21 protein-coding genes and 1 pseudogene are annotated in these 24835 nt (G+C 66.4%); 15 read left to right on the top strand and 7 right to left on the bottom strand.

The genetic code is table 11. The features are described 5' to 3' along the window. Positions 1 to 15: 15 nt before the first annotated feature. Positions 16 to 537 carry a single-stranded DNA-binding protein gene (locus PKKP23_RS16180; RefSeq protein ID WP_126877656.1) on the top strand — a complete coding sequence of 174 codons (522 nt, stop codon included), beginning with the start codon at positions 16 to 18 and terminating at the stop codon, positions 535 to 537. Positions 538 to 632: 95 nt separating this feature from the next. On the opposite strand, the gene PKKP23_RS16175 is transcribed toward PKKP23_RS16180, so the two are convergent. Then, complete coding sequence (locus tag PKKP23_RS16175) at positions 633 to 1352, bottom strand: alanyl-tRNA editing protein (protein ID WP_126877655.1); 720 nt, start codon at positions 1350 to 1352, stop codon at positions 633 to 635. A 143-nt stretch (positions 1353 to 1495) separates the two neighbouring features. On the opposite strand from PKKP23_RS16175, the gene PKKP23_RS16170 reads away from it, so the two are divergent. Together PKKP23_RS16170 and PKKP23_RS16165 are read left to right on the top strand one after the other, a co-directional pair. Continuing rightward, positions 1496 to 2221: a helix-turn-helix transcriptional regulator gene (locus PKKP23_RS16170; RefSeq protein ID WP_126877654.1), complete on the top strand. Its 726-nt coding sequence runs from the start codon at positions 1496 to 1498 to the stop codon at positions 2219 to 2221. After that, positions 2218 to 3192: a threo-3-hydroxy-L-aspartate ammonia-lyase gene (locus tag PKKP23_RS16165; RefSeq protein ID WP_126877653.1), complete on the top strand. Its 975-nt coding sequence runs from the start codon at positions 2218 to 2220 to the stop codon at positions 3190 to 3192. The genes PKKP23_RS16170 and PKKP23_RS16165 overlap by 4 nt, the downstream gene beginning before the upstream one ends. Positions 3193 to 3338: 146 nt before the next feature. On the opposite strand, the gene PKKP23_RS16160 is transcribed toward PKKP23_RS16165, so the two are convergent. Next, entirely contained in the window at positions 3339 to 4253 is a 915-nt protein-coding gene (locus tag PKKP23_RS16160; RefSeq protein WP_126877652.1) for a LysR family transcriptional regulator, read from the bottom strand. A gap of 105 nt (positions 4254 to 4358) precedes the next feature. Between PKKP23_RS16160 and PKKP23_RS16155 the strand changes: the two are divergent. From PKKP23_RS16155 to PKKP23_RS16145, 3 genes and pseudogenes are all read left to right on the top strand, one after another. Then, positions 4359 to 5710 (top strand): annotated as a pseudogene (locus PKKP23_RS16155) (MFS transporter). Positions 5711 to 6047: 337 nt separating this feature from the next. Next, entirely contained in the window at positions 6048 to 6482 is a 435-nt protein-coding gene (locus PKKP23_RS16150; RefSeq protein WP_017772673.1) for a CHRD domain-containing protein, read from the top strand. Between the two features lie 182 nt (positions 6483 to 6664). Continuing rightward, the gene (locus PKKP23_RS16145; protein ID WP_126877651.1) at positions 6665 to 7654 is read left to right on the top strand and encodes an alpha/beta hydrolase; all 990 of its coding nucleotides are present in this window, start codon (positions 6665 to 6667) and stop codon (positions 7652 to 7654) included. Here the strand turns inward: PKKP23_RS16145 and PKKP23_RS16140 are convergent. Further along, on the bottom strand, positions 7627 to 8520 hold the full coding sequence (locus PKKP23_RS16140; protein WP_126877650.1) for an EcsC family protein: 894 nt from the start codon (positions 8518 to 8520) through the stop codon (positions 7627 to 7629). The two genes, PKKP23_RS16145 and PKKP23_RS16140, sit on opposite strands and share 28 nt — an antisense overlap. 136 nt (positions 8521 to 8656) lie before the next feature. Here PKKP23_RS16140 and PKKP23_RS16135 point away from each other — a divergent pair, with 136 nt between their 5' ends. Together PKKP23_RS16135 and PKKP23_RS16130 are read left to right on the top strand one after the other, a co-directional pair. Then, a complete protein-coding gene (locus PKKP23_RS16135; protein ID WP_126877649.1) occupies positions 8657 to 10252 on the top strand; it encodes an MDR family MFS transporter in 1596 nt (531 codons plus the stop codon). A 69-nt stretch (positions 10253 to 10321) separates the two neighbouring features. After that, positions 10322 to 10786: a MarR family winged helix-turn-helix transcriptional regulator gene (locus PKKP23_RS16130; RefSeq protein WP_017772677.1), complete on the top strand. Its 465-nt coding sequence runs from the start codon at positions 10322 to 10324 to the stop codon at positions 10784 to 10786. A gap of 52 nt (positions 10787 to 10838) precedes the next feature. Here PKKP23_RS16130 and PKKP23_RS16125 read toward each other — a convergent pair whose 3' ends face one another. Then, positions 10839 to 12131 (bottom strand): amino acid deaminase, encoded by a 1293-nt coding sequence (locus PKKP23_RS16125; protein ID WP_126877648.1) that lies wholly within the window; start codon positions 12129 to 12131, stop codon positions 10839 to 10841. Positions 12132 to 12336: 205 nt separating this feature from the next. Between PKKP23_RS16125 and PKKP23_RS16120 the strand changes: the two genes are divergently transcribed. The 3 genes from PKKP23_RS16120 to PKKP23_RS16110 all read left to right on the top strand — a co-directional run bounded on the left by PKKP23_RS16120 (position 12337) and on the right by PKKP23_RS16110 (position 15244). Continuing rightward, complete coding sequence (locus PKKP23_RS16120) at positions 12337 to 13227, top strand: MurR/RpiR family transcriptional regulator (protein WP_026121018.1); 891 nt, start codon at positions 12337 to 12339, stop codon at positions 13225 to 13227. A 3-nt stretch (positions 13228 to 13230) separates the two neighbouring features. Next, positions 13231 to 14739, top strand: coding sequence for an N-acyl-D-amino-acid deacylase family protein (locus PKKP23_RS16115; protein WP_126877647.1), 1509 nt, complete (start codon positions 13231 to 13233; stop codon positions 14737 to 14739). A 115-nt stretch (positions 14740 to 14854) separates the two neighbouring features. Then, positions 14855 to 15244 (top strand): RidA family protein, encoded by a 390-nt coding sequence (locus PKKP23_RS16110; RefSeq protein WP_017772681.1) that lies wholly within the window; start codon positions 14855 to 14857, stop codon positions 15242 to 15244. Positions 15245 to 15251: 7 nt separating this feature from the next. On the opposite strand, the gene queF is transcribed toward PKKP23_RS16110, so the two are convergent. Genes queF through ilvA form a run of 3 tightly spaced genes read right to left on the bottom strand, consistent with a single transcriptional unit; the run spans position 15252 to position 18544 of the window. After that, positions 15252 to 16076: an NADPH-dependent 7-cyano-7-deazaguanine reductase QueF gene (queF, locus tag PKKP23_RS16105; protein ID WP_017772682.1), complete on the bottom strand. Its 825-nt coding sequence runs from the start codon at positions 16074 to 16076 to the stop codon at positions 15252 to 15254. After that, a complete protein-coding gene (locus tag PKKP23_RS16100; RefSeq protein ID WP_126877646.1) occupies positions 16073 to 16975 on the bottom strand; it encodes a 5'-nucleotidase in 903 nt (300 codons plus the stop codon). The genes queF and PKKP23_RS16100 overlap by 4 nt, the downstream gene beginning before the upstream one ends. A 45-nt stretch (positions 16976 to 17020) precedes the next feature. Then, positions 17021 to 18544, bottom strand: a complete 1524-nt coding sequence (gene ilvA / locus PKKP23_RS16095) for a threonine ammonia-lyase, biosynthetic (protein ID WP_126877645.1) — start codon at positions 18542 to 18544, stop codon at positions 17021 to 17023. Positions 18545 to 19009: 465 nt separating this feature from the next. Here ilvA and PKKP23_RS16090 point away from each other — a divergent pair, with 465 nt between their 5' ends. From PKKP23_RS16090 to ubiE, 4 genes are all read left to right on the top strand, one after another. After that, positions 19010 to 23122: a DUF3683 domain-containing protein gene (locus tag PKKP23_RS16090; protein ID WP_126877644.1), complete on the top strand. Its 4113-nt coding sequence runs from the start codon at positions 19010 to 19012 to the stop codon at positions 23120 to 23122. A 42-nt stretch (positions 23123 to 23164) separates the two neighbouring features. Beyond that, entirely contained in the window at positions 23165 to 23593 is a 429-nt protein-coding gene (locus PKKP23_RS16085) for an HIT family protein (protein ID WP_017772686.1), read from the top strand. An 8-nt stretch (positions 23594 to 23601) separates the two neighbouring features. Next, a complete protein-coding gene (locus tag PKKP23_RS16080) occupies positions 23602 to 24015 on the top strand; it encodes a gamma-butyrobetaine hydroxylase family protein (protein ID WP_126877643.1) in 414 nt (137 codons plus the stop codon). A gap of 88 nt (positions 24016 to 24103) precedes the next feature. Continuing rightward, positions 24104 to 24835 (top strand): bifunctional demethylmenaquinone methyltransferase/2-methoxy-6-polyprenyl-1,4-benzoquinol methylase UbiE, encoded by a 732-nt coding sequence (ubiE, locus tag PKKP23_RS16075; RefSeq protein ID WP_126877642.1) that lies wholly within the window; start codon positions 24104 to 24106, stop codon positions 24833 to 24835.

The raw sequence follows: 24835 nt of genomic DNA, 5'->3' as shown, positions 1-24835 counted from the left end.
CAACAGGAGAAACACATGGCATCCGTGAACAAGGTCATTCTCGTCGGTAACCTCGGCGCCGATCCCGAAGTACGCTACCTGCCGAGTGGCGACGCGGTGGCGAACATCCGGCTTGCCACGACGGACCGCTATAAGGACCGCGCAAGCGGCGAAATGAAGGAAGCCACGGAATGGCATCGCGTGGCGTTCTTCGGGCGACTTGCTGAAATCGTGTCGGAGTACCTGAAGAAGGGCTCCTCCGTGTACATCGAGGGCCGCATCCGCACGCGCAAGTGGCAGGCGCAGGACGGCACCGACCGTTACTCGACCGAAATCGTCGCTGACCAGATGCAGATGCTGGGCGGCCGCGGCGGCGCCTCGATGGGTGGCGACGACGGCGGCTACCGCGAACCGGCCGAACGCAGCGGCGGCGGTGGTGGTGGCCGTGCGGCTGGCGGCGGCGCGCCGCGTGGCGGCAGCCAGGGCGGCGGTGCGGGTCGGTCGAACGCGCCGGCCGGCGGCGGGTTTGACGAGATGGATGACGATATTCCGTTTTGAAGCCGACCAACGGTACGCGTGGCTAAAAGCCCGCTCTTCATCGAAGAGCGGGCTTTTTTCTTGCCCCGTCGGACGAGCCCCGACAAAAAACCGTCCTACGCCAGTTCGATCCTCACTCGCCGGTTCCGGCGCCCCTTGTTCTCGATCTTGACCACCCGCACGGGCCGCGACTGCCCCGTGTTGGATAGATGTGTCCCGCCGCAAGCCTGGCGGTCGAGATCGCCGATCTCGACGATCCGCACGCTGCCGTCCGGCGTGGGCGGCGGTGCCACGGACAGGCTTCGGATGAGCCCCGGCGTCGCTCGCGCTTCGCCTGCGCTCACGTAGTAAATGCGCACATCGAGCGCCGCGCCGATCACGTCGTTGACCGGCGCTTCCAGCGCTCGCAGCAGATCGTTGTCGCCTTCTGGCAGGTCGAAATCCATTCGTGCGGTGCCGTCGGCGTTGATCTGGGCGCTGGTCACGAGTGCGCCCGCGAAGCGCTGGTAGACGAGCGCGTTGAGGACATGCGTCGCCGTGTGAAGCTGCGCGACGGTGGAGCGTCGATCGGCGTCGATCGAGACGTGCACCGAGCGCTCGCGCGGCAATTCGGCCGGCGCATCGAAAAGATGCCAAAAGGCGTCGCCTTCCACCGACACGCCGGAAATGCGCACCTCGCCATCCGCGTGGACCAGGGTGGCCGCGTCGCACACCTGTCCGCCGCCGCCGGGATGCAAGGCGGACCGCGCGAGCAGCACCGCCCCTGGGCGCGCATCGACGATCGTGGTTTCGAATTCGAGCAGGTCGGGTTGCTCGTGGCAGAGATAGTGCGGCACCGTGGCTCCTCCCGGAAATGGACAGCTGGATGGCCAGTCTATTCACGCTCGCGTGCCAGCGTCTTGGCCAAAATGTTGCCGCTTGCCGGGGTCGTGCGAGGTCTGAAATTGACATTCCGTCATAAATCGCCAAAATGTCATGCATGAACCGACCGCCAGCCCGACCATCCACCGGCACCCGCAAATCCAGCTCACGCAAGCGCTCCATCGCGCCCGACACCGAACGCGAAAACGCGCTGCTCCTGCGCGAAGGCGCGAAGATCGTCGAAGCGTTGGGCCGCACGCTCGCTCCGCTTGTCGAGGTAGTGCTGCACGATCTCACGCGTCCCGAGCATTCGGTGGTGGCGATCGCGAACAATCTCTCCGGCCGTCAGGCCGGCGACGCCGTGACGGAACTCGGTCTGGCTCGCATCACGAACCCCGGGTTTCCCGAAGTCGTCCAGAACTACGCGAACCGCTTTCCGGATGGCCGGCCGGCCAAGAGCACGTCGATCGGGCTCAAGAACAGCGCGGGCGACTATGTGGCGGCCATCTGCCTCAACATGGACATCTCGCTGATCGGCGCCGTGACGGCCGGCCTCGGTCAGTTGATGCAGACCGACAGCGCGGCTGCCCCGGTTGGTGAATCGCTGGCGCCGCGGCGCGTGGAAGATGTGCGTGCGGCGCTCGAGCGTTTTGCCGCTGCGCGCAACACGACGCCCATGGGCATGACGCTCGCCCAGCGCCGCGACGCCTTGCGCGAACTCGCCGGCAGCGGCCTGCTGAACCTGCGCCACGCCTACGCCGAAGTCGCGCAGACGCTCGGCGTGGCGCGCTCCACCGTCTACACCTATCTGCCTACGGAACAACGCACGGAACAACGATCATGACCGCGATGCCCATTTCCTTCGACGACGTTGCCGCCGCCCACGACCGCCTGCGCGGCGTGGCACATCGCACGCCGGTGCTCACGTCGTCCACGGCGAACGCGCTGAGCGGCGCGCAGCTGTACTTCAAGTGCGAGAACTTCCAGCGCATGGGCGCGTTCAAGTTCCGCGGCGCCTACAACTCGATCGCGCAGTTCACGCACGAGCAGAAGGCGGGCGGCGTCATCACGTTTTCGTCGGGCAATCACGCGCAGGCCATCGCGCTCTCGGCAAAGCTGCTGGGCGTGAAGGCGGTGATCGTGATGCCCGAGGACGCCCCCGCCGTGAAGGTGGCGGCCACGCGCGGCTACGGCGGCGAGGTGGTGTTCTACAACCGCTACACCGAAGACCGCGAGGCGCTGGGTCGGCGGCTCGCGGCCGAGCGCGGCCTCACGCTGATCCCGCCGTACGACCATCCGCATGTCATGGCGGGGCAGGGCACGGCGGCCAAGGAACTGATCGAGGAGGTGGGCGAACTGGACCTGCTGCTGGTGTGCCTGGGCGGCGGCGGGTTGCTGTCGGGCTGTGCCGTGGCGGCGCGTGCGCTGAGCCCGCGCTGCACGATCGTCGGCGTGGAGCCTGAAGCCGGCAACGACGGGCAACGCAGTCTGCGCAGCGGCGAGATCGTTCACATCGATACGCCGAAGACGATCGCCGACGGTGCCCAGACCCAGCATCTCGGCCAGTACACGTTCGCGGTGATCCGGCAACTCGTGGACGACATCGCGACGGTGAGCGACGCCGAACTCGTCGAAACGATGAAGTTCTTCGCGAGCCGCATGAAGATCGTGGTGGAGCCGACCGGTTGTCTCGCGGCTGCCGCGGCGCTGCAAGGCAACGTGGACGTGAAGGGCAAGCGGGTTGGCGTGATCGTGTCGGGCGGCAACGTCGATCTCATGCGCTTTGCCGAACTGGTGAGTGCGGCGCAGAGCTGAATGGCGCGGCGCAGGCTGCCGCGGTGGCTGCTGCAGTGGACCTCGGTGTTCCGCCACGGGCCATCGCGTCCTGCGGCTGTCAGCCTCTTGGCCTGGAAGTACCGCGCTCGCCTCTACACCACGCTTGCGCCAACTCCGCGCCACCCCTACGCCAGCAATTCCCTGAGCACGGTGCGCGCGTTCGCCACCAGCTCGCTTTCTCCGGCGCGAGCGGGCAGCAGATGAAACTCCACCGCAGGAAGCGTCGGTAGGCCCACGCTCTTCCCGCACGCCACGAGCCCCGCGCCGATCGACGACTCGTTCAGGCACGAGATGCCCAGCCCGGCCTTGAGCGCGAGCTGCAGTCCCGCGACGCCCGACGCCGAATGCGAGATCAGGTACGGCACCTTGCGCTCCTCAAGCAGCTTCACGACGTAGCGCTGCAACTGGCACGTGGCGGGCAGCAGCACGAGCCGGTACGGCGACTCCATGCGCCGCGTGTCCATATCGGCCGATGCCGCCCACACCAGCTTCTCGCGCCGCACCACGGTGCTGCCCTTCGCGACTTTCCCCAGTTTCGACGCTCCGCCTGTGCCGCGTGCCGCCGCACGTCCCGCGGGCGCCACGATGCGCAGCGAGAGACCGATGTCGAAGGTGTTGTCGTCGACGCTGCTGTCGATCACGGCGCTCGGCAGTACGGTGACGTGCAGCTTCAGCCGCGGATGCTGCTCCGAAAAGCGCCTCAGCACGAGCGCGATTTCGTGCGGCCGGTAGTAGTCGGTGATCGCGATGCGAAGCTCGCCGTCCAGCGCGCGGCCTTGCATGTCGTCGAAGGCGGCCTCGGAGAGCGCGAGGATCCGCTCTGCGTGAGCAAGCAGCTTCACGCCGGCTGGCGTCGCGGTCATGCCCTGCTTGCTGCGCACGAAGAGCGGCTGGCCGACGCGGTCTTCGAGCTTCTTCAGCTGTTCGCTCACCGACGACTGGGAGAGGAAGATTCGCTCGGCCGCCGCCGAAACGCTGCCCGCTTCGGCGACCGCAACGAGCGTGCGCAATTGGGCGAAGTCAAAACCACGCAGATTCATGATTCGGTATGGCCGATGGAAGTGATCTCATTTTCCCGCTTTTCCGATAGATCGTCCGTTCGTACGATGCCTCCATTCGATTTCGCTGAATCACCGGAGGCAGGCATGAACGGAAACTTCGCGCGCGGCGCGGTACGCGGGCGCAATCATCGCTGGAAGGTCTTGGGCGTGGGCTTTGCCGCCAACGCGAGCTTCGCGGCGGCGTTCTCAGGCATTCCGACGACGGCTGTGCTGCTGCGCGGCGCGTATGGCATCGGCAATGGCGGGCTGGGGCTCGTGCTGGGCATGCTGGGCCTCGGCATCGCACTGAGCGAGTTGCCGTGGGGGATGCTCACGGACCGTTGGGGCGATCGTCGCGTGCTGTTGCTCGGACTGGGCGGCACCGCTGCGGCGCTCGTCGGCATGGCGCTGTTCGTCGTACCGCAGGCGGGCCATGTGCCGTCGCTTGTGAGCCTCGCCGCGGGGCTACTGTTCGTCGGATTGCTGGGCGGCAGCGTGAACGGATCGAGCGGCCGCGCCGTCATGGCCTGGTTCAAGGAGGGCGAGCGCGGCCTTGCCATGAGCATCCGGCAGACCGCGGTGCCCGCCGGCGGCGGCCTCGGTGCGTTGATGCTGCCCGCGCTGGCCACGGCGCATGGGTTCTCGGCGGTCTATGGCGTGCTTGCCGTGTTGTGCGCGGCAACGGCGGGCTTTGCGTGGCGCTGGTTGTACGAGCCGGAGCTGGCGACGGGCGGGCATGCATTGAAGCGCGCCGACGAGAAAGCCGCAGCCGTTCAATCGACAAACTCGGCAAGCGGCCACGCATCGAAGACGTACCTTCAACCTCATCACGCTCGGGTTCGCGCTCGCGCCGCCGCGAGCCCGCTATCTGGCGCGTGACGCTCGGCATCGCGGCGCTCTGCGTGCCGCAGCTCGCCGTCGTGACCTTCGCCGCGGTCTTTCTGCACGACTTCAGTCATGCGGGCGTCGTGACCATCAGCGCGACGATGGCTGCCGTGCAGACCGGCGCCGCGATCATGCGCGTATGGAGTGGGCGCTGGACCGATCGTCATGGCAACCGTCGCGGCTATATGCGTGCGTGCAGCCTGCTAACCGCAGCGTTCTTTGCATTGCTCGCGGCGATGACGCTCGCTGTGCCGCATGCCGATTCCGCGGCGGCCACGTTGTTTGCCGTTGCGATCGTGGCGGGCGGCGTCTGCGCATCGGCGTGGCATGGCGTGGCTTATACGGAACTCGCGACGCTCGCCGGCACGCAACGAGCCGGCACCGCGCTGGCAATGGGCAACACCGGCGCCTTCACGACGTTGTTCCTCACGCCGCTCGCCATTCCGCTGCTGCTCGCGGTGGGTTCGTGGAGTGCCGTCTGGGCTGCGGCAAGCCTGTGTGCGCTGCTCGCCTTGCCGGTCTTTCCGCGGCCGTATCGCGCGAAGATAGGCGCGGTGGGCGCGGCGAATTGATCGCACGAATTCGCCGGTTTCTGTTCGCCGAGAAGGGCGTGCAGGCGAAAAAAAACGCGGCCGAAGCCGCGTTCAAGCTTGGAGACCCTTCAATGAAGAGTCACTTCTCGCAGGAAGAAGCGTAGTCGGTCGAGCGACGAAAATCGAGAACAAATCCGACAAGGCACTGTTCAAAAATATCGGAAGAATCGCGGCGACCGCGGCTGCGAGCCGGGCGGGCAGCACGGCGGCGCACCGGATTTTGCACTAGCATGTGGCAGGCGTCGCGAGGGCGCCTTCCGATGTGACGTTGTTTGTGATGTCGCATCGGACAGAATTGCCGAATCCGGAGAACAACATGAAAGTGCTTCGCACATTGAAGGTCGCTGTCGCGTTTTGCGCCTTGATCTCTGGCGCTGCTTTTGCCGATACCGTCGCGTTGAGGGCCGACCTCGAACCGTCCAGCGAAGTGCCGCCGCGCGTGAGCCACGGGCACGGCATGCTGGACGCGACGTTCGATACGTCCACGAAAAAGCTGCAATGGACGGCGACTTACGAAGGACTCTCCAGCCCCGTTACAGCTGCGCACTTCCACGGTCCCGCGCCCGTGGGGCAGAACGCGAAGGTGCAGGTGCCGGTGGAGAAGCAGGCGCTCGCGAGCCCGATCAAGGGCGCCGCCACGTTGACCGAACAGCAGGTGACGGACTTGATGGCGGGGCAGTGGTACTTCAACGTTCATACGGCGCAGAACCCCAGCGGCGAGATTCGCGGCCAGGTGCGGCTGACCAACTGAGTGAGCGCGGGCGGCAGTTGCTGCCTCGCGCAGGGATCGGCGGTTGCCGGCAAGCGTCGGTAGGTGCCAATGAGCGCCGATCAGCACCACTCGTCGGGCACCACGTCTAGAGCGTTCAATCGACTCGCCTTGATTTTGCCCCGCGTACCATGGGCGCTTTCTCGCCCATGGAGCCTGTACCGATGAGCTGGCAAAGTGCACTCGCGTGCTGGGTGCTGCGCAGGCAGTTTCGCCCCGAGACGCTCAAGCCCTCCATCAACGTCCAGCGCGCCCGCGCGCGCACGGCAAAGCGCGCGTGGTCGCCGCGCGTGCCGCCCGGCTGGCATCTGCGCGAGCAGTATGGCGCCACGTACGCGCCGCTCATGGGCGAATGGCTCGAGCGTCGCGTGAACGCAGTTTCGGCCAACACGTCAGGCACCGGCGCTGCGACCCCTCACGCGGGGACGCGCACGATTCTCTACCTGCACGGTGGCGGCTATTACTTCTGCTCGCCGCAGACGCACCGCGCCATTGTGTTCGGCCTCGCCACCCGTGCCGACGCGCGCGCTTTCTCGCTCGACTATCGCCTCGCGCCCGAGCATCCGTTCCCCGCCGCACTCGACGACGCGCTCGCCGCCTATCGCCAGTTGATCGCGGACGGCACGCCGCCGGAGTCCATCGTGATCGCCGGGGACTCGGCGGGCGGCGGCCTCGCGCTGGCCACGCTGGTGGCGCTGCGCGATGCGGGCGACGCCTTGCCCGCGGGCGGCATCCTGTTTTCGCCGTGGACCGACCTCGCCGCAACGGGCGCGACGCTACGCTCCAACGACGGCGTCGACCCGATGTTCGCCGGCGCCGCGCTTGCGCGCGCGGCGAAGATCTACCTGGGCGAGACCGAGCCGACGCACCCCTACGCGTCGCCGCTCTACGCGGACCTGCACGGCTTGCCGCCGCTCTTCATGCAGGCCGGCAGCACGGAAGTGCTGCTGGACGACACGCGGCGCGTGGCCGACAAGGCGCGAGCGGCCGGCGTGGAGGTCGAGCTGCACATCTGGCCGAAGATGCCGCACGTGTGGCCCATCTTCGCGCCGTTTCTGCCGGAGTCGCGCCGCGCGCTGGACGACGCGGCCCGCTTCGTGCGCCGCGTTACGCGCGCGCAGGCCGCTCAGGCGAGCGAGACGTCGATGGTCTGATACGCCGCCTTCACCGCTTCTTCGCCGTACTTGCGCTCCAGCCGGCGCACGGTGAAGTGGCCGTGCGCGACCTGCTGGAAGTGATCGATGAACACGGTGTTGACCATCGCGCCCAGCACGGCGCCGATCGCCGGGATCGATTTGGCCGCCACCTGCTCGCTCACCTGCACCGAAAAGCGTGCCGCGATGGCGTTGACGAGGCGCACGAGCGCCGCCGAGCCATGCGCCGTGATGCCCTTCGACGCGATCTCAGACGATGCCTTCGACACCGCCTGCGCGAGCGCGCCGCGCATGATGAAGTAGCCGAGATCGGCTTCGTCGTCGGTGCTCGAGTGGCTGCCCATGCCGAGCACCGCGAGGCATTGCAGCTGGGTGTCGGTGGAATTCAGGTCTTCGCCTTCGCTGCGCGCCACGTCGCAGATCGAGCGGAACATCAGCGTCGTGGTGACCGGTAACTCGACCGGCAGCGCGAGCAGCCCGAACGCACCGCCCGCCGCGCCGGTGGTCGCCACGGCGAACTTGTGAAGCAGGTTGCCGGGTTTCCCGGGCGTGGCGGGCGGCAAAGCCGCTGCGCCTGTAGCGCCGGAGCCGATGTGGCTCGTGATGTGCCCCGCTCCATGCCCCGGCTTGCGCAGCGTTTTCAGCGCAATCTGCAGGCATTTGCGCAGCGCCGACTGCGTCGCCTCCGCAACCTTCTCGTTGGCGACGGCCGGCAGCCGCAACATGACCTTCTCTAAAGGCGCGCCGACAATCGCTGCCAGCTTCATGGTGAGCGGCGGGCTTTCAAGCTCGTGTTTGGCGCGCGCCAGCGCGGCCATGTCGTCGGCGCAAAGCGCTTGCGCTGACGTGGTGGGAACCCACTCCATACCCCTCCTGAGGGACCTGACGTCCCAATAACGCCTCGATGCCCGCCCGGCAGGATCGCAGGGCACAGCCTGATTAGAACCCCCAGGCGTGATATGATTTCATTTCTTTGACGAGTCAACCATTGCGCTATCAAAAATGGCCGTCCACACCACAACCCACCATTCGAGTGGGCAGGTCTTGCCGTTCCGGGAGTCGCTGCTCGCGATGCTCGGCATCTCCTTCGTCACCATGCTCGTTGCGCTCGACCAGACCGTGGTCGGCACCGCGCTGCCCACCATCGTCGCCGAACTCAAGGGCTTCGACCTGTACGCGTGGGTCGCCACGTCGTATCTGCTCGCCTCGGTGATCACCGTGCCGATCTTCGGGCGCCTCGGCGACTATTACGGGCGCAAGCCATTCCTCATTGCGTCGATCGTCGTGTTCACCGGCGCCTCCGTGTTGTGCGGGATGGCGAACAGCATGCTGTTTCTCGTGCTCGCGCGGGGGCTGCAAGGCATTGGCGGCGGCATGCTGGTGGGCACCGCGTTCGCCTGCATTCCTGACCTTTTCCCCGATTCCGTCGTGCGCCTGCGCTGGCAGGTGATGATGAGTTCGGCGTTCGGTATCGCGAACGCGATCGGGCCTTCGCTGGGCGGGTTCCTCACGCAGTACGCGGGATGGCGCTCGGTGTTCTACGTGAATCTGCCGGTAGGGCTGCTCTCGCTCTTTTTCGTGTGGCGCTACCTGCCGCACATGCGGCACGTCGCGCACGAAGGGCGCATGCGGCTCGACTGGCCGGGCGCGGTGCTCATCGCCGTGGCGCTCGGTTCGCTTCAGCTATTTGTCGAACTGCTGCCGAAGCACGGCGTGAGCGCTGCGGCCGTCGCGCTGCTCGCCGTGAGCATCGTGGCCGCGTGGGCGCTTTGGCAATGGGAAAAGCGCTTCCCGCAAGCGATTCTTCCGGTCGACATGTTCCGCAACCGGAGCTTGAACGCGCTCTTCACGCTTTCCGTGCTGGGCGGCTTCTCGATGTTCTCGCTGCTGTTCTACGCGCCGCTGCTGTTCCAGGGCGGTTTCGGGATGTCGCCGAAGGAAGCAGGTCTCGTGATTACGCCGCTCGTGGTGTTCATCACGATCGGCAGCATTGCGAACGGGCGCATCGTGTCGCGCATCCCGAATCCGAACCTCATGCTCTATGTCGGCTTCGGCATGCTCGCGGTGTCGTGCCTCGCGGTGGTGATCGCCACGCGCGCCATGCCGCACGCGCTTCTGATGTCGTTCATGATTTTCGGCGGTCTGGGGCTCGGTTTCGTGATGCCGAATCTCACGGTCTTCGCCCAGCAGACCGCGGGCCGCGAGCACCTCGGCATTGCTACGGCGCTGCTGCAATCGCTGCGCATGATCGGCGGGATGGTGGGCACGGCGATCACAGGCACGTTCGTCACGCACATGTACGCGAGCGGTGTGCGCAGCGCGCTGGAAAACGATCACGCGATGCAGTGGTTCGGCGATCTGGGCGACCCGCAGATTCTCATCAACCATGAGGCGCAGGCCACGCTCACCACGCAGCTGGCGCAGGCGGGCCACAACGGCGGCGTGCTGCTCGAAACGGCGCGCGAAGCGCTGGTGGCCGCCATCCACCTGGGCCTGGCGTTGGCGGCGGCCGTGGCGGTGATATCCGTCTGGCAGAGCCGGCGGGTGCCACCGGTTAAACTACGGCGTCAGATCGAGCCCGCGGTTCCCGCCGAATGAGCGGGTTCATCGAGCAATTCGTCGAGCAGGCCGGCTGACGTTTCGTTTTCAGGCATTACGGCATACATCATGGAAGAACAGGACCGCGTCGCCATCGTTCAGCAGTTTGGCCGCACCTATCGGGCGTTCATGTCGGCGTTCGAGGCGCAAGTTGGCCACCCGATGCCGCGTTGGCGGATTCTGCTCGCGCTCTACGACCAGGCCGGCGAGTCGTCGCAGAAGCGCCTCGTGGAGCGGCTGCGCGTGGATCCGGGCGCACTCACGCGGCAACTCAAGCTGCTGGAAGGAATGGGCTGGATTGCCCGCAGTTCCGACGAACGCGACAACCGCATCACGAACGTGAAGCTCACCCAGGCGGGCCGGGACGCGATGGAAGAAAGCCTGCCGCGTCGCAATGCCTTCCTGCACGACACGATGGCGGCGATGCCGGAGGACGCGCTGAAGGCCCTTTCCGGAGCCCTCGGTTTGCTGGAAGCGCGCATTGCCGAGGTGGCGGCCGCCGCGCCGGCTGCTCCAGTGCAGGACGCGGCTTAGCGTGGCCTCACGCGGCGCGCCACGCCGCGTTTTCATCGCATCCTCGCACCACTCAGAAGAACGTCTCGACCACCTCGGTCACGCGATACGACGGATCCACGATCAGCACCTCGCGCCACTTGTCGAAGGTGAGACAGGGATGCGAGATGTCGAAGGCGATCATGTCGCCCACTTTCAGGTCCGCGCCCGGCGGAATGCGCAGATACGCGTGCTGGTCCATCATGCCGAAGATTTCCCAGCCTTCGTTCGGCGCGATGTCGCGCGGCATGCCATGGTCGCTGCCGTCGCGGCTTGGGCGGAAGTGGCGCGCGGGCTCAGGGTAGCCGGCGTCGAACGCGGCGTCTCGCTTGCCGAATCCGACAATGGCGCGGTCCGGCTCGGGAATCGACTGCACGTAAGCCCACAGTTGCAGCGCAGGCAGCAGGCCCTGGCCCATTTTCCGTGCTACCGGATTGCGCGCGAAGATGTCGCTCTGCGCCTTCTTGTAGATGCCGACGTCGTGGGTCAGATAGCAACCGGGACGCAGCACCACCTCGATGCGGCCGCCCGCGGCGGCTTTTGAAAACTCTTCGGCCACCACGTCGTACCACGCCGAGCCCGCGCCGGTGAGAATGGCCGGCGCACGCGCGAAGCGGCCCGCGTCGGCCAGTTGCGTGGCGAGGCTCACGGCCTCGCGCAGAAACGCGCGCACTTCGTTCTCTTCCTTCAGCACGCCTTCATAGACTTCCACGCCCGCGAGCCGCAGCGAATCGGGATAGCGTTCGACGGCGGCCAACACCGCGTCGCGCTGCGCGACATCGCGCACGCCCGTGCGTCCGCCCGGCACACCCAGCTCCAGTAGCACGTTGAGCTGCTTGCGCACCGAGCCGAAGAACTGGCCCAGTTGCTCGACGCCATCCACCGAATCGACGAGGCAGAAGAATTCGAACTCCGGGTCGCTGAGCAGTTCGGCGACCATCATCATGTTGCGCCGGCCCACGAGCTGGTTGGCCATCAGCACGCGCGACACGCCGCCGTGCCACGCGGCACGCGTCTGGTGTGCCGTGGCGAGCGTGATGCCCCACGCGCCGGCGTCGATCTGGCGGCGAAAGAGCTGCGGCGCCATCGTGGTCTTGCCGTGCGGCGCGAGTTTCGCGCCGTATTCGGCGACGAAGTCCTGCATCCACTTCAGGTTGTGCTCGATGCGGTCCGCGTAGAGCACGGCGGCGGGCAGGCTCACGTCTTCGTCGAGCAGGTTCCATTCGAGACGGCCCGCATCCGTCAACTGGATGCTCGAGCCCGGTACGTTGCCGAGGCCCTTGCTGTTGGGATCGATCGTGCGCCCCTGATAGTTTGTAACTTTCATCTCGCCTTGCTCCATCGCGTTGTTATGCGGAACCCAAGTTGACTTCGCCATGGTACAGAAAGTACGATGCCGACGTAAATGTTATTTAGTACCAGAAGCGGTGCGGTGCCACCTACCCGCTACCCGGCACCCGGTACTGGATGCCGTACCGTACCTGATGCATGTGACCTGCGCTGCCGTCCTGTATCCCGTTCCCGCCTTCTCCATGAATTCAGCCACAGAACCGCAGACCTTCGACATCGTCGCGCGCATTGCCGAATGCGCGCCCGATCTGCGCTCGGCGGAACGCAAGGTGGCGGCGCGTATTCTCGACGACCTGACGGCCGCCTCGCGCGCGAGCATCGGCGCGCTCGCGCACGACGCGAAGGTGAGCGTGGCCACCGTTACGCGTTTCGCCAAAACGGTGGGCTGCCGCGACGTGCGCGAACTCAAGCTGCGGCTCGCCCAGGCGGCGGCCGTCGGGCAGCGCTTTCTGCACGCCGAAGCGCCTGCGGATGCCGCCGGATCGATCGCCACGCGCGTGTTCGACGAATTGCAGACCGCGCTTGCGCACAACCATCAACTGCTGCGCCAGGCGCCCGTGGCGCAGGCCGCCGCGGCGCTGCGCGAAGCGCGCATGATCTACGTGTTCGGCATGGGCGGCGGCTCGACGGCGCTGGCCGACGAAGCGCGCTTTCGGCTCGTGCGCCTGGGCCGCCCCGTCGCAACCTACCAGGACGCGCTGCTGCAACGCATGGTGGCGAGCACGCTCTCGCGCGACTGCGTCGTGGTGGCACTCTCGACCACGGGCCGCGTGCCCGAGATGGTCGAGAACTGCCGCATCGCGCGCAGCTACGGCGCCACGGTGGTGGCCGTCACGGCGCCGGCCTCGCCGCTCGCGAAGCTGGCCGACTGGGTGATTCCCATCGTCGCGTTCGAAACCGATTTCATCTACAAGCCATCGTCGTCGCGCTACGCGATGATGATGGCGCTCGACGTGCTCGTCACCGAACTCGCCGTGAGCCAGGGCGACGAGAGCCGCGAACTGCTGCGCCGCATGAAGCACGCGCTCGACGCGCACCGCGGCGGCGGCGACAGGCAACCGCTAGGAGATTGACCCATGCACTCGCATCCTGAAGCCGCGGATACGCTGATTGTCGGGGCCCAGTTGTACGACGGCACGGGCGCGCCGCCCGTGGAGCGCGACGTGGCTATCCGCAACGGCCGCGTCGCCGCGATCGGCAATCTGTCGAACTGGCTGGCCGAAGAGGTCGTGGAGGCGAACGGGCGCGCGCTCGCGCCGGGCTTCATCGACGTCCATACGCACGACGACACGCACGTGATCCGTGCGCCGCAGATGCTGCCGAAGCTGAGCCAGGGCGTGACCACGGTGATCGTGGGCAATTGCGGGATCAGCGCGTCGCCCGTGGCGCTCAAGGGCGCACCGCCCGATCCGATGAACCTGCTCGGCGAGCGCGACGCGTTCCAGTACCCGACTTTCGCGGCTTACGTCGACGCCGTGAACGCCGCGCGGCCTGCGGTAAACGTGGCAGCGCTCGTTGGGCACACGGCGCTGCGCAACAACCATCTGGACCGGCTCGACCGCACGGCGACCGTCACGGAGATCGACGGCATGCGCGCGCAGCTCGAAGAAGCGCTCGCGCACGGCGCGCTGGGCTTGAGTACCGGGCTCGCGTACGGCTCGGCGTTCGCGGCATCGACGGAGGAAGTGATGGCCCTCGCCGAGCCGCTTGCCGCGGCGGGCGCCATCTACACCACGCATATGCGCACGGAGTTCGACGGCATCCTGGACGCCATGGACGAAGCGTTCCGCGTGGGTCGCCACGCGCAGGTGCCAGTCGTGATCTCGCACCTCAAGTGCGCGGGACCGTCGAACTGGGGCCGCAGTACCGAAGTGCTCGAACGGCTGGAAGGCGCGCGGCGCCTGCAACCCGTGGGCTGCGACTGCTACCCGTACAACCGCAGTTCGTCGACGCTCGATCTCAAGCAGGTGACGGGCGACATCGACATCACGATCACGTGGTCGGAGCCGCATCCCGAAATGGCGGGCAAGCGCATCAAGGAGATTGCCGCGGAGTGGGGCGTGAGCCAGCCGGATGCCGCGAAGCGCCTGCAACCCGCGGGCGCGGTGTACCACAACATGTCCGAGGACGACGTGCGGCGCATCCTCGCGCATCCGGCCAGCATGGTGGGCTCGGACGGCTTGCCGAATGACCCGCTGCCGCATCCGCGGCTGTGGGGTGCCTTTCCGCGCGTGCTGGGCCACTACGCGCGCGACATGGCGCTCATGCCGCTCGAAGAGGCCGTGCGCAAGATGACGTCGCTCTCGGCGCGCCGCTTTGGCTTGGCGCAGCGCGGCGAGGTGCACGTGGGCTATCACGCCGATCTCGTACTGTTCGACCCGGCGCGCGTGCGCGATGCCGCGACGTTCGAACGGCCCCAACAACCTGCGGACGGCATCGACGCCGTGTGGGTCAACGGCGTGCTGTCGTACCGCGAGGGTCAGCCGTCCGGCGAGCGGGCCGGGCATTTCGTGGCGCGCGGCGCGGTGCCGGCGCAGGCTGCTGCATCGGCGGGAGCGGCGGGAGCGGCGCAGCGCGCGTTCTGAATTCAGCGTTCAAGTTCCGTCGTGTGCCGGCCGGTGCGCCGGCGTGCCGGGACGGCATTCCTCTCGCGCGTTGCGCTCTGCGGCGCGCGCCAACAAACGACCAGGAGCAGAAACGATGAAGCGTTATGGTGTGGAAGGTGGCAAGGGCACGGGCGGTCAGCACATGCCGTTTGCGCGCGCGGTGGAGGCGGACGGTTGGCTCTTCGTCTCCGGCCAGACGCCCATGGAAAACGGCGAGGTCATCAACGGCGGCATCGTCGAGCAGTCGCACAAGGCGATCCAGAACATGGTCGCCATCCTGAAGGAAGCCGGCTACGGCACCGAGCACGTCGTGCGCTGCGGCGTGTGGCTGGATGACCCGCGCGACTTCGCGTCGTTCAACAAGGTGTTTCGCGAGTACTTCGGCGAGAATCCGCCGGCACGGGCCTGCGTCGTCTCGAGCATGGTGGTGGACTGCAAGGTCGAGATCGACTGCGTGGCCTACAAGGCGCCGGCCGGGAAGTAACGCGGCCTTACTGCCGGGCGAGCCGCGCGTTGTCCGGCATCGGCAGGTTGTAGTTGGTGCGGAACGGGTTGATGTCGAGCCCGCCGCGCCGCGTATAGCGCGCGTAGACCGCCAGCTTCACCGGCTGACATTCGCGCAGGATGTCCACGAAGATGCGCTCCACGCATTGCTCGTGGAACCCCGTGTGGTTGCGGTACGAAATGATGTAGCGCAGCAGCCCGGCCTGGTCGATCTGCGGGCCGACGTAGTGGATCTGCACGCTGCCCCAGTCCGGCTGGCCCGTCACGGGGCAATTCGACTTCAGCAGGTTCGACACCAGCGTTTCTTCCACCGGCGCCTCGCCGAGCGCGGCGCGCAGCAGCGACGGGTCCGGATGGTAGACGTCGGCGTCGAGGTCGAGGCGGTCCAGCGAAAGCCCTTCGAACTCTTCGAACTGAAGCTTGGCGAATGCCGCGGGCGGGTCGAGCCGCACCGACACCGAGGCCCCGCACGCCGCCGCCACGTCGCGCTTGATGGTGTCGCGCACGGCGTCGATGGATTCGAACGGCGTCTGCGCGAACGACCCGAGGTAGAGCTTGAACGACTTCGATTCGACGATGTTCGGCGAGTCGGCCGGAATGAAGAACGTGGCCACGGCGATCTGCGGCTTGCCGCGCGGGGTGAGCCACGAAAGCTCGTAGGCGTTCCAGATGTCGGTGCCGAAGAACGGCAACTGCGCGCCAATGCCGATGGCTTCACGCGCCGCGGCGCGCGCGATCGGGAAAAGCAGCGTGGGATCGTACTGTTCGGTGTACGTGGCGGGTTTGCCGAGCGGTGACTGTTCGGGTGTCATGATGCGTTCACGATGCCACTCGCGACGTGCCCCGTCGCCGTGACGGCGCGGGCCGATTCGCAGTGGCGGATCTGGTCGTCGAAGAAAAAGTCCGGTTCGAATTCGCGCAGGAAGGCGCCCTTGTCGAGGCCGCCCAGGAACATCGCTTCGTCGATTTCGATATTCCAGGCCATGAGCGTGCGAATGGCGCGCTCATGCGCTGGAGCCGACCGCGCCGTGACGAGCGCGGTGCGGATGCGCATGGGCGAGGCTTCGTCCGCGAGTTTCTGCAGACGGTGCAGCGCTTCCAGCAACGGCTTGAGCGGCCCAACGGCTAGCGGCAGCTCGCGATTGTCGCGCTCGTGGCTCACGAACGCGCGCAGCCCGTCGCGCTGGAAAATCTGCTCCGCTTCGTCGGAAAAGAGCACCGCATCGCCGTCGAACGCGATACGAATTTCGTCCGGATACCGGCTTGCCATTGTCGCCGATTCGGGCAGCACGCGTGCTGCGGGGAAACCGGCGGCGAGCGCGTCTCGCACGTCGTCGTGATTGGCCGACAAAAAGAGCGACGCGTTGAGCGGCTTCAGATAACCGAACGGCGGGCGGCCGCGCGTGAACACGCCGCGCTCGATGGCGAGTCCGTGTTCGCGGCACGAGCTGAACGCGCGCAGCCCGCTGATGGGGTCGCTGCGCGAGAGAATCGCCACTTCCACGCGATGCGCGCTCGTGTTCAGCGCGAGCAGCTTGCGGATCAGCGCGAACGCCACGCCGGGTCGCGCCGGCACCGTGAGGCGCTCGCGCTGGAGCGCCTCGTAGGCTTGCAGGTCGCCGGTCTCGAAAACGCGGTTTTCTTCCTCGAAGTCGAACAGCGCGCGCGACGAGATGGCGACGACCAGTTTGTCCGCGAGCGAGAGCGTCATGCGTGTGCGGTCCTGTTTCTGTTTTGTGCGCAGCGGCCGCAGCCCTTACGAGAGGAACAGCCGGTAGACCGGGTTCGCCGTTTCTTCCCAGTTCGGATAGCCGAGCGTGGCGAGGAAGCGGCCGAACTCGGCGTCTTCCGCCTTCGGCACCTGGATGCCGACGAGGATCGAGCTGTAGTCCGCGCCCTGGTTGCGGTAGTGGAACAGGCTGATGTTCCAGTTCGGCGCCATCGAAGAAAGGAACTTCATGAGCGCGCCCGGCCGCTCCGGAAACTCGAAGCGGAAGAGCCGTTCGTCGTGCGCGAGCGGCGAGCGGCCGCCCACCATGTAGCGCACGTGCTGCTTGGAGAGTTCGTCGCCGGTGAGGTCGACCGTGGCGAAGCCGTGCGCCTCGAAGTTGCCGGCGATCTGCGCGGATTCGCCGCGGTTCTTGATCTGCACCCCGACGAAGATGTGCGCGGACTGCGCATCGGCAATGCGGTAGTTGAATTCCGTCACGCTGCGCGTGCCCACCAGCGCACAGAACCGTTTGAAGCTGCCGCGCTCTTCGGGAATGGTGACGGCGAACACGGCTTCGCGCGACTCGCCCACCTCGGCGCGCTCGGCCACAAAGCGCATGCGGTCGAAGTTCATGTTGGCGCCGGAGGTGATCGCGATCAGCGTCTCGCCTTCGATGCCTTCGCGTTCCGCGTACTGCTTCGCGCCTGCCACCGCGAGCGACCCGGCGGGTTCAAGCAGGCTGCGGGTGTCCTGAAACACGTCCTTGATCGCGGCGCACAGGGCGTCCGTATCCACGGTGATGACTTCGTCGAGCGTCTCGCGGCACACGCGGAACGTCTCTTCGCCCACGAGCTTGACGGCCGTGCCGTCCGAGAACAGGCCCACCTCGTTGAGCGCCACGCGCTCGCCGGCCTTGATGGATTTGGCCATGGCGCACGAGTCCTCGGTCTGCACGCCGATGACCTTGATCTCCGGGCGCACCGCTTTCACGTACGACGCCACGCCGGACGCGAGGCCGCCGCCGCCGATCGGCACGAAGATCGCGTGGATGGGGCCCTGGTGCTGGCTCAACATTTCCATCGCGATCGTGCCCTGGCCGGCGATGACGTCGGGGTCGTCGAACGGGTGCACGAAGGCGAGCTGGCGCTCCTCCTGAATCTTCAGGGCGTGCGCGTAGGCGTCGCTATACGATTCGCCGGCCTGCACCACCTCCACCGTCGGGCCGCCGTGGGCGCGCACCGCGTCCACCTTCACCTGCGGCGTCGTGACCGGCACCACGATGACCGCCTTCACGCCGAGCCGCGCGGCCGAGTAGGCGACGCCCTGCGCGTGGTTGCCCGCCGACGCGGTGATGACGCCGCGCGCCCGCACGTCGGCCGGCAGATTGATCATCTTGTTGTAGGCGCCGCGCAGCTTGAACGAGAACACCGGCTGGTTGTCTTCGCGCTTCAGGTAAATGGCGTTGCGCATCCGTGCCGAGAGGTTCGGCGCATGTTCGAGTTCGGTCTCGCGGGCCACGTCGTAGACGCGTGCGGTGAGGATCTTCTTGAGATAGTCGTGGGGAGCCATGCTGGGGACGCGCGCCGCGTTCGGTGAGGAAGGGAAAAGGTCAATGATAGCGCCATTGAGCACCGCTCAGGCCGCCGCCAGAGGCGCCGCAAAGCCCTTGGCGGGGCAGGGTGGCGGTCGGCGCCGGCCTGGATCATGGGTTAGAATCGCGTTTTGGAACAAGGACCGAAAGATGCGCTGGCAGCCTCGGATCGCCCATTTGATGCCCGCGCGGCGCGAGACCCGCCCCGCGGCGCAGCGGCACGCCCGCCACGCACGATCGTGTAGCGGAATCTGAGCCAGCGAAGTCCCCGGCCAGTGCGGCAGCGTTCATCGCTCCAGCATGGCCGGCGCGGGCTTCACATCACGGTCGTCCGTAAATAGCAGACTATTTCGGACACGCTTCCCCAGAATGCGCCCCACGCGCACTGCCAGCCGGCGCTTACTGCACAGGTCCGCCGCGCTAGCCCACCGAGTCGTCCTAACATGAACGCACCTCAAGTTTTCGATCCCAACGGGGCCGCCGCGGCGGTGGCCGCCGACGCTGAGCCGCGCCTGCGCGAAATTCCCTATAACTACACCTCGTTCTCGGACCGCGAAATCGTCATCCGGCTGCTCGGCGAAGACGCATGGACGGCGCTCTCGGAACTGCGTGAAGAGCGCCGCACGGGCCGCTCGGCGCGCATGCTCTACGAGGTGCTGGGCGACATCTGGGTGGTAAGGCGCAATCCGTATCTTCAGGACGATCTGCTCGACAACCCGAAGCGCCGCGACCTGCTGATCGGGGCGCTCAATCACCGGCTCGCGGAAATCGAAAAGCGCCGTCGCGCCGATTTGCAGGAGCACAGCGACGAGGCGGGCATCGACCGCGCCGCGCGCGTCGAAACGCTGGTGGGCGCTACGCGCCGCGCCATTGACGACTTCGCCGCCGAATTCGCCCGGATGGCCGAACTGCGGCGGCGCGCGACGAAGGTGCTGGGCCGCCGCACGCAGAAGGACAACATCCGCTTCGACGGCCTCGCGCGCGTTTCGCACGTGACGGACGCCACCGACTGGCGCGTCGAGTATCCGTTCGTCGTGCTCACGCCCGACACCGAAGCGGAGATCGCCGGTCTCGTGAAGGCCTGCTTCGAACTCGGTCTCACCGTGATTCCGCGCGGAGGCGGCACGGGCTACACGGGCGGTGCGGTGCCGCTCACGCCGTTCTCGGCCGTCATCAATACCGAAAAGCTGGAGCAGCTGGGCGCCGTCGAACTGACGGAACTGCCGGGCGTGGCCCGCAAGGTGCCCACCATCTATTCCGGCGCGGGCGTGGTCACGCGCCGTGTGACCGAGGCCGCCGAGCAGGCCGGCTACGTCTTCGCCGTGGACCCGACTTCGCTCGACGCGTCGTGCATCGGCGGCAACATTGCGATGAACGCCGGCGGCAAGAAGGCCGTGCTGTGGGGCACCGCGCTCGACAACCTGGCCTGGTGGCGCATGGTGGACCCGGAGGGCAACTGGCTCGAAGTCACGCGCCTCGAGCACAACCTCGGCAAGATCCACGACATCCCTGTGGCGCGCTTCGAACTGAAGTGGTTCGACGGCGAACATGCACCGGGCGAAAAGCTGCTGCGCACGGAGATGCTCGACATCGAGGGGCGGCGCTTCCGCAAGGAAGGGCTCGGCAAGGACGTCACCGACAAGTTCCTCGCCGGCCTGCCCGGCATCCAGAAGGAAGGCTGCGACGGGCTCATCACGTCCGGGCGCTGGGTGCTGCACAAGATGCCCGCGCACACGCGCACCGTCTGCCTCGAATTCTTCGGCCAGGCGCGCGAGGCGATTCCGAGCATCGTCGAAATCAAGGACTACCTGTTCGAGACGTCGAAGCAGGGCGGCGCGATTCTGGCCGGTCTGGAACACCTCGACGAGCGCTATCTGCGCGCCGTCGGCTACGCGACCAAGTCGAAGCGCAACGCGTTTCCGAAGATGGTGCTGATCGGCGACATCGTGGGCGACGACGCCGACGCGGTGGCCGCCGCCACCTCGGAAGTGGTGCGCATGGCCAACGGCAAGAGCGGCGAAGGCTTCGTCGCCGTAAGCGCCGAAGCGCGCAAGCGTTTCTGGCTGGACCGCAGCCGCACCGCGGCCATCGCGAAGCACACCAACGCGTTCAAGATCAACGAAGACGTCGTGATTCCGCTCGACCGCATGGGCGAGTACACGGACGGCATCGAGCGCATCAACATCGAGCTGTCGATCAAGAACAAGCTGCAACTGCTGGGCGCGCTGGAAGCGTTCTTCAAGGCGGGCAAACTGCCGCTCGGCAAGAGCGACGACGCCAACGAGATTCCGAGCGCCGAGCTGCTGGAAGACCGCGTGCAGCAGGCGCTCGACCTGCTGCGGCACGTGCGCGCGCGCTGGGAATTCCTGCGCGATCACCTCGATATGCCGCTCGCCGAGGCGCAGCACCATCTGGTGCAACTGGGCTACGAGGCGCTGGCCGAAAAATTCGCCGACCGCGTGGACGTGCAGACCGACGCGAACGTCTTCCACGTCACCCAGGACCGGACGATCCGCGTGTCGTGGAAGCAGGAGATTCGCGCGGAACTGCGCCAGATCTTCAACGGCGGCGCGTTCAAGCCGATCCTCGACGAGGCTCAGGCCATCCACAAGCGGGTGCTGCGCGGCCGCGTGTTCGTCGCGCTGCACATGCATGCGGGCGACGGTAACGTCCACACGAACATCCCGGTCAACTCCGACAACTACGAGATGCTCCAGGACGCGCACGCCGCGGTGGCGCGCATCATGAAGCTCGCGCGTTCGCTGGATGGCGTGATCTCGGGCGAACACGGCATCGGCATCACCAAGCTGGAATTCCTCACCGAAGACGAGATCGCCGAATTCCGCGCGTACAAGCAGCGCGTCGATCCGCAAGGCCGCTTCAACGCGGGCAAGCTGCTCGACGGCGCGGACCTGCGCAACGCCTACACGCCGAGCTTCGGACTCATGGGCTACGAGTCGCTCATCATGCAGCAGTCCGACATCGGCGCGATCTCCGCTTCGATCAAGGACTGCCTGCGCTGCGGCAAGTGCAAGCCGGTGTGCGCCACCCACGTGCCGCGCGCGAACCTGCTGTACAGCCCGCGCAACAAGATTCTCGCGACGTCGCTGCTGGTGGAGGCGTTCCTGTACGAGGAGCAGACGCGCCGCGGCGTGTCGATCAAGCATTGGGACGAGTTCAACGACGTGGCCGACCACTGCACGGTCTGCCACAAGTGCGTCACGCCCTGCCCGGTGAAGATCGACTTCGGCGACGTCTCCATGAACATGCGCAACCTGCTGCGCAAGATGGGCAAGAAGAAGTTCAACGCGGGCAGCGCGGCGGGCATGTTCTTCCTGAACGCCACCAACCCGCAGACCATCAACCTCGCGCGTACCGCGATGATGGGCTTCGGCTACAAGGCGCAGCGCCTCGGCAACGACCTGCTCAAGAAGGTCGTGAAGAAGCAGACGGCGCATCCGCCTGCCACCACCGGCAAGCCGCCCGTCGTGGAGCAGGTGATCCACTTCGTCAACAAGAAGATGCCGGGCAACCTGCCGAAGAAGACGGCGCGCGCGCTGCTCGACATCGAAGATAACAAGATCGTGCCGATCATCCGCAACCCGAAGACGACCACGGTCGATTCGGAAGCGGTGTTCTACTTCCCGGGCTGCGGCTCCGAGCGGCTGTTCTCGCAGGTGGGACTCGCCACCCAGGCCATGCTGTGGGAAGCGGGCGTGCAGACGGTGCTGCCGCCGGGCTACCTGTGCTGCGGTTACCCGCAGCGCGGCGCGGGCCAGTACGACAAGGCCGAGAAGATCGTCACCGACAACCGCGTGCTGTTCCACCGCGTGGCGAATACGCTGAACTATCTCGACATCAAGACCGTGGTGGTGTCGTGCGGCACCTGCTACGACCAGCTCGCGGGCTATGAATTCGAGAAGATCTTCCCGGGCTGCCGGATCATCGACATTCACGAGTTCCTGCTCGAAAAGGGCATCAAGCTCGACGGCGTGACGGGCACGCGCTACATGTACCACGACCCCTGCCACACGCCGATCAAGACGATCGACCCGGTGAAGCTCGTCAACGAACTCATGGGTTCGGAGAAGGACGGCTACCGCATCGAGAAGAACGACCGGTGCTGCGGCGAGTCGGGCACGCTGGCCGTCACGCGCCCGGACATTTCGACGCAGGTGCGCTTTCGCAAGGAAGAGGAGATCCGCAAGGGCGCGGCGAAGCTGCGCGGCATTCCGCTCGTGGCGCAAGCGGGCGCCAACGCAATCAACCCGGCCAACGCCGCGGCGGGGGCGGCCGGTGCCGCCGCGGGTTCGGTGCTCAAGGCCGGCGACGGCCCGCAGCCGGCCGCGCCGCAAGCCAACAACGGCGCAGCGGACGTGAAGATCCTCACGAGCTGCCCGTCGTGTCTGCAAGGTCTCTCGCGCTACAACGAGGACGCCGGCATCGAGGCGGATTACATCGTCGTCGAAATTGCCCGCCATGTGCTGGGCGAAAACTGGATGGCGGATTATGTCGCGCGTGCGAACAATGGCGGAATCGAGCGCGTGCTGGTCTAATGGCACCGTTGCGGCATCCTGCCGATCTGCCTGAGGACAACGATGGATTGCGTATTCTGCCGTGAGGACGGCGGCGAGGTGCTCTGGCAGGACGACACCTTGCGTGTCGTCCTCGCCGACGAACTGGATTATCCCGGCTTTTGCCGGGTGATCTGGAACGCGCACGTTGCGGAGTTCTCCGATCTGGACGGCGGCGCGCGGGAACGGATCATGCACGCGGTGTACGCGGTCGAGCGCGCACTGCGCCGCGTGATGCAGCCCGTCAAGGTGAATCTCGCGAGCCTCGGCAACCAGGTGCCGCATGTGCACTGGCACGTCATTCCGCGCTATTCGAACGACGCCCATTTCCCCATGCCGGTGTGGGCGCCGCGCCAGCGCACCGTGTCCGAAAAACTTCTCGCCGCACGGCGCGCCCAAGCCACGTTGCTGCGCGACGCCGTGCGTAACGAAATCGAGCAGGCGCTCGCCTGAGGTCAATCATGAGTGGACTGAAACCCGATACGCCGGTGCCTACCGGCGTCGTCGTGCACGCGGTATCGCGCGTGCTGGAACTCCAATACGCCGATGGACGCAGCTACCGCGTGCCGTTCGAACTGATGCGCGTGTATTCGCCGTCGGCGGAAGTGCGCGGCCACGGGCCCGGCCAGGAGACGCTCCAGACGGGCAAGCGCGAAGTCACGATCACGGCGCTCGAAGGTGTGGGCAACTACGCGTTGCAGCCGACCTTCTCGGACGGTCACTCCACGGGCATCTATTCGTGGGGCCTGCTCTATGACCTGGCCACGCGCCAGGACGAGCTGTGGGCCGAGTACTTCGCAAAACTGAAAGCAGCAGGCGTGGAGCGTGACGCGCCCATGCCCGCGCCGGCAGCCGCACACGGCCACTGTCATTAATACCGATCCGGCCGCGCCCTGATACGATGGCGCCTGCCGCGTATGGCGCGGCGCAACAATTCCGAACCCGCGACAAAGGACCAGCGCGATGAGCAAAACCCACTTCGGCTATCAGACCGTCGACGAACAGGAAAAAGCGAAGAAGGTGGCGGGCGTGTTCCACTCGGTCGCCTCGAACTACGACCTGATGAACGACCTGATGTCGGGCGGGCTGCATCGCGCCTGGAAGGCCTTCACGATCGCGCAGGCGAAGGTGCGGCCGGGCGCCAGGGTGCTGGACATCGCGGGCGGCACGGGCGACCTCTCGAAGGCATTCGCGAAACAGGCCGGCCCGACGGGCGAGGTCTGGCACACCGACATCAACGAATCGATGCTGCGCGTGGGCCGCGACCGGCTGCTGGACAAGGGGGTCATCACGCCGGCGCTGCTTTGCGACGCCGAGAAGATTCCCTTTCCGGACAACTACTTCGACGTGGTGACCGTCGCGTTCGGGCTGCGCAACATGACCCACAAGGACATGGCGCTTGCCGAAATGCGCCGCGTGCTGAAGCCGGGCGGCCGCGTGCTCGTGCTGGAGTTCTCGAAGGTATGGGAGCCGCTGCGCAAGTTCTACGACGTCTATTCGTTCAAGGTGCTGCCCTGGCTGGGCGACCGCTTCGCGAAAGACGCCGACAGCTACCGCTACCTGGCCGAATCGATCCGCATGCATCCGGACCAGGAAACTTTGAAGACGATGATGGAACAAGTCGGCCTTGAAGCCGTCAAATATTACAATTTGTCAGCTGGCGTGGTAGCCTTGCATGTCGCGACAAAGTATTAG

It is taken from the genome of Paraburkholderia kururiensis JCM 10599 = LMG 19447 (assembly GCF_003986935.1).
In the GTDB taxonomy this organism is placed as follows: Bacteria; Pseudomonadota; Gammaproteobacteria; order Burkholderiales; family Burkholderiaceae; genus Paraburkholderia; species Paraburkholderia kururiensis.
Note: the sequence above shows the minus strand (reverse complement) of the source record. Positions and strands in the feature narration are given on the sequence as shown.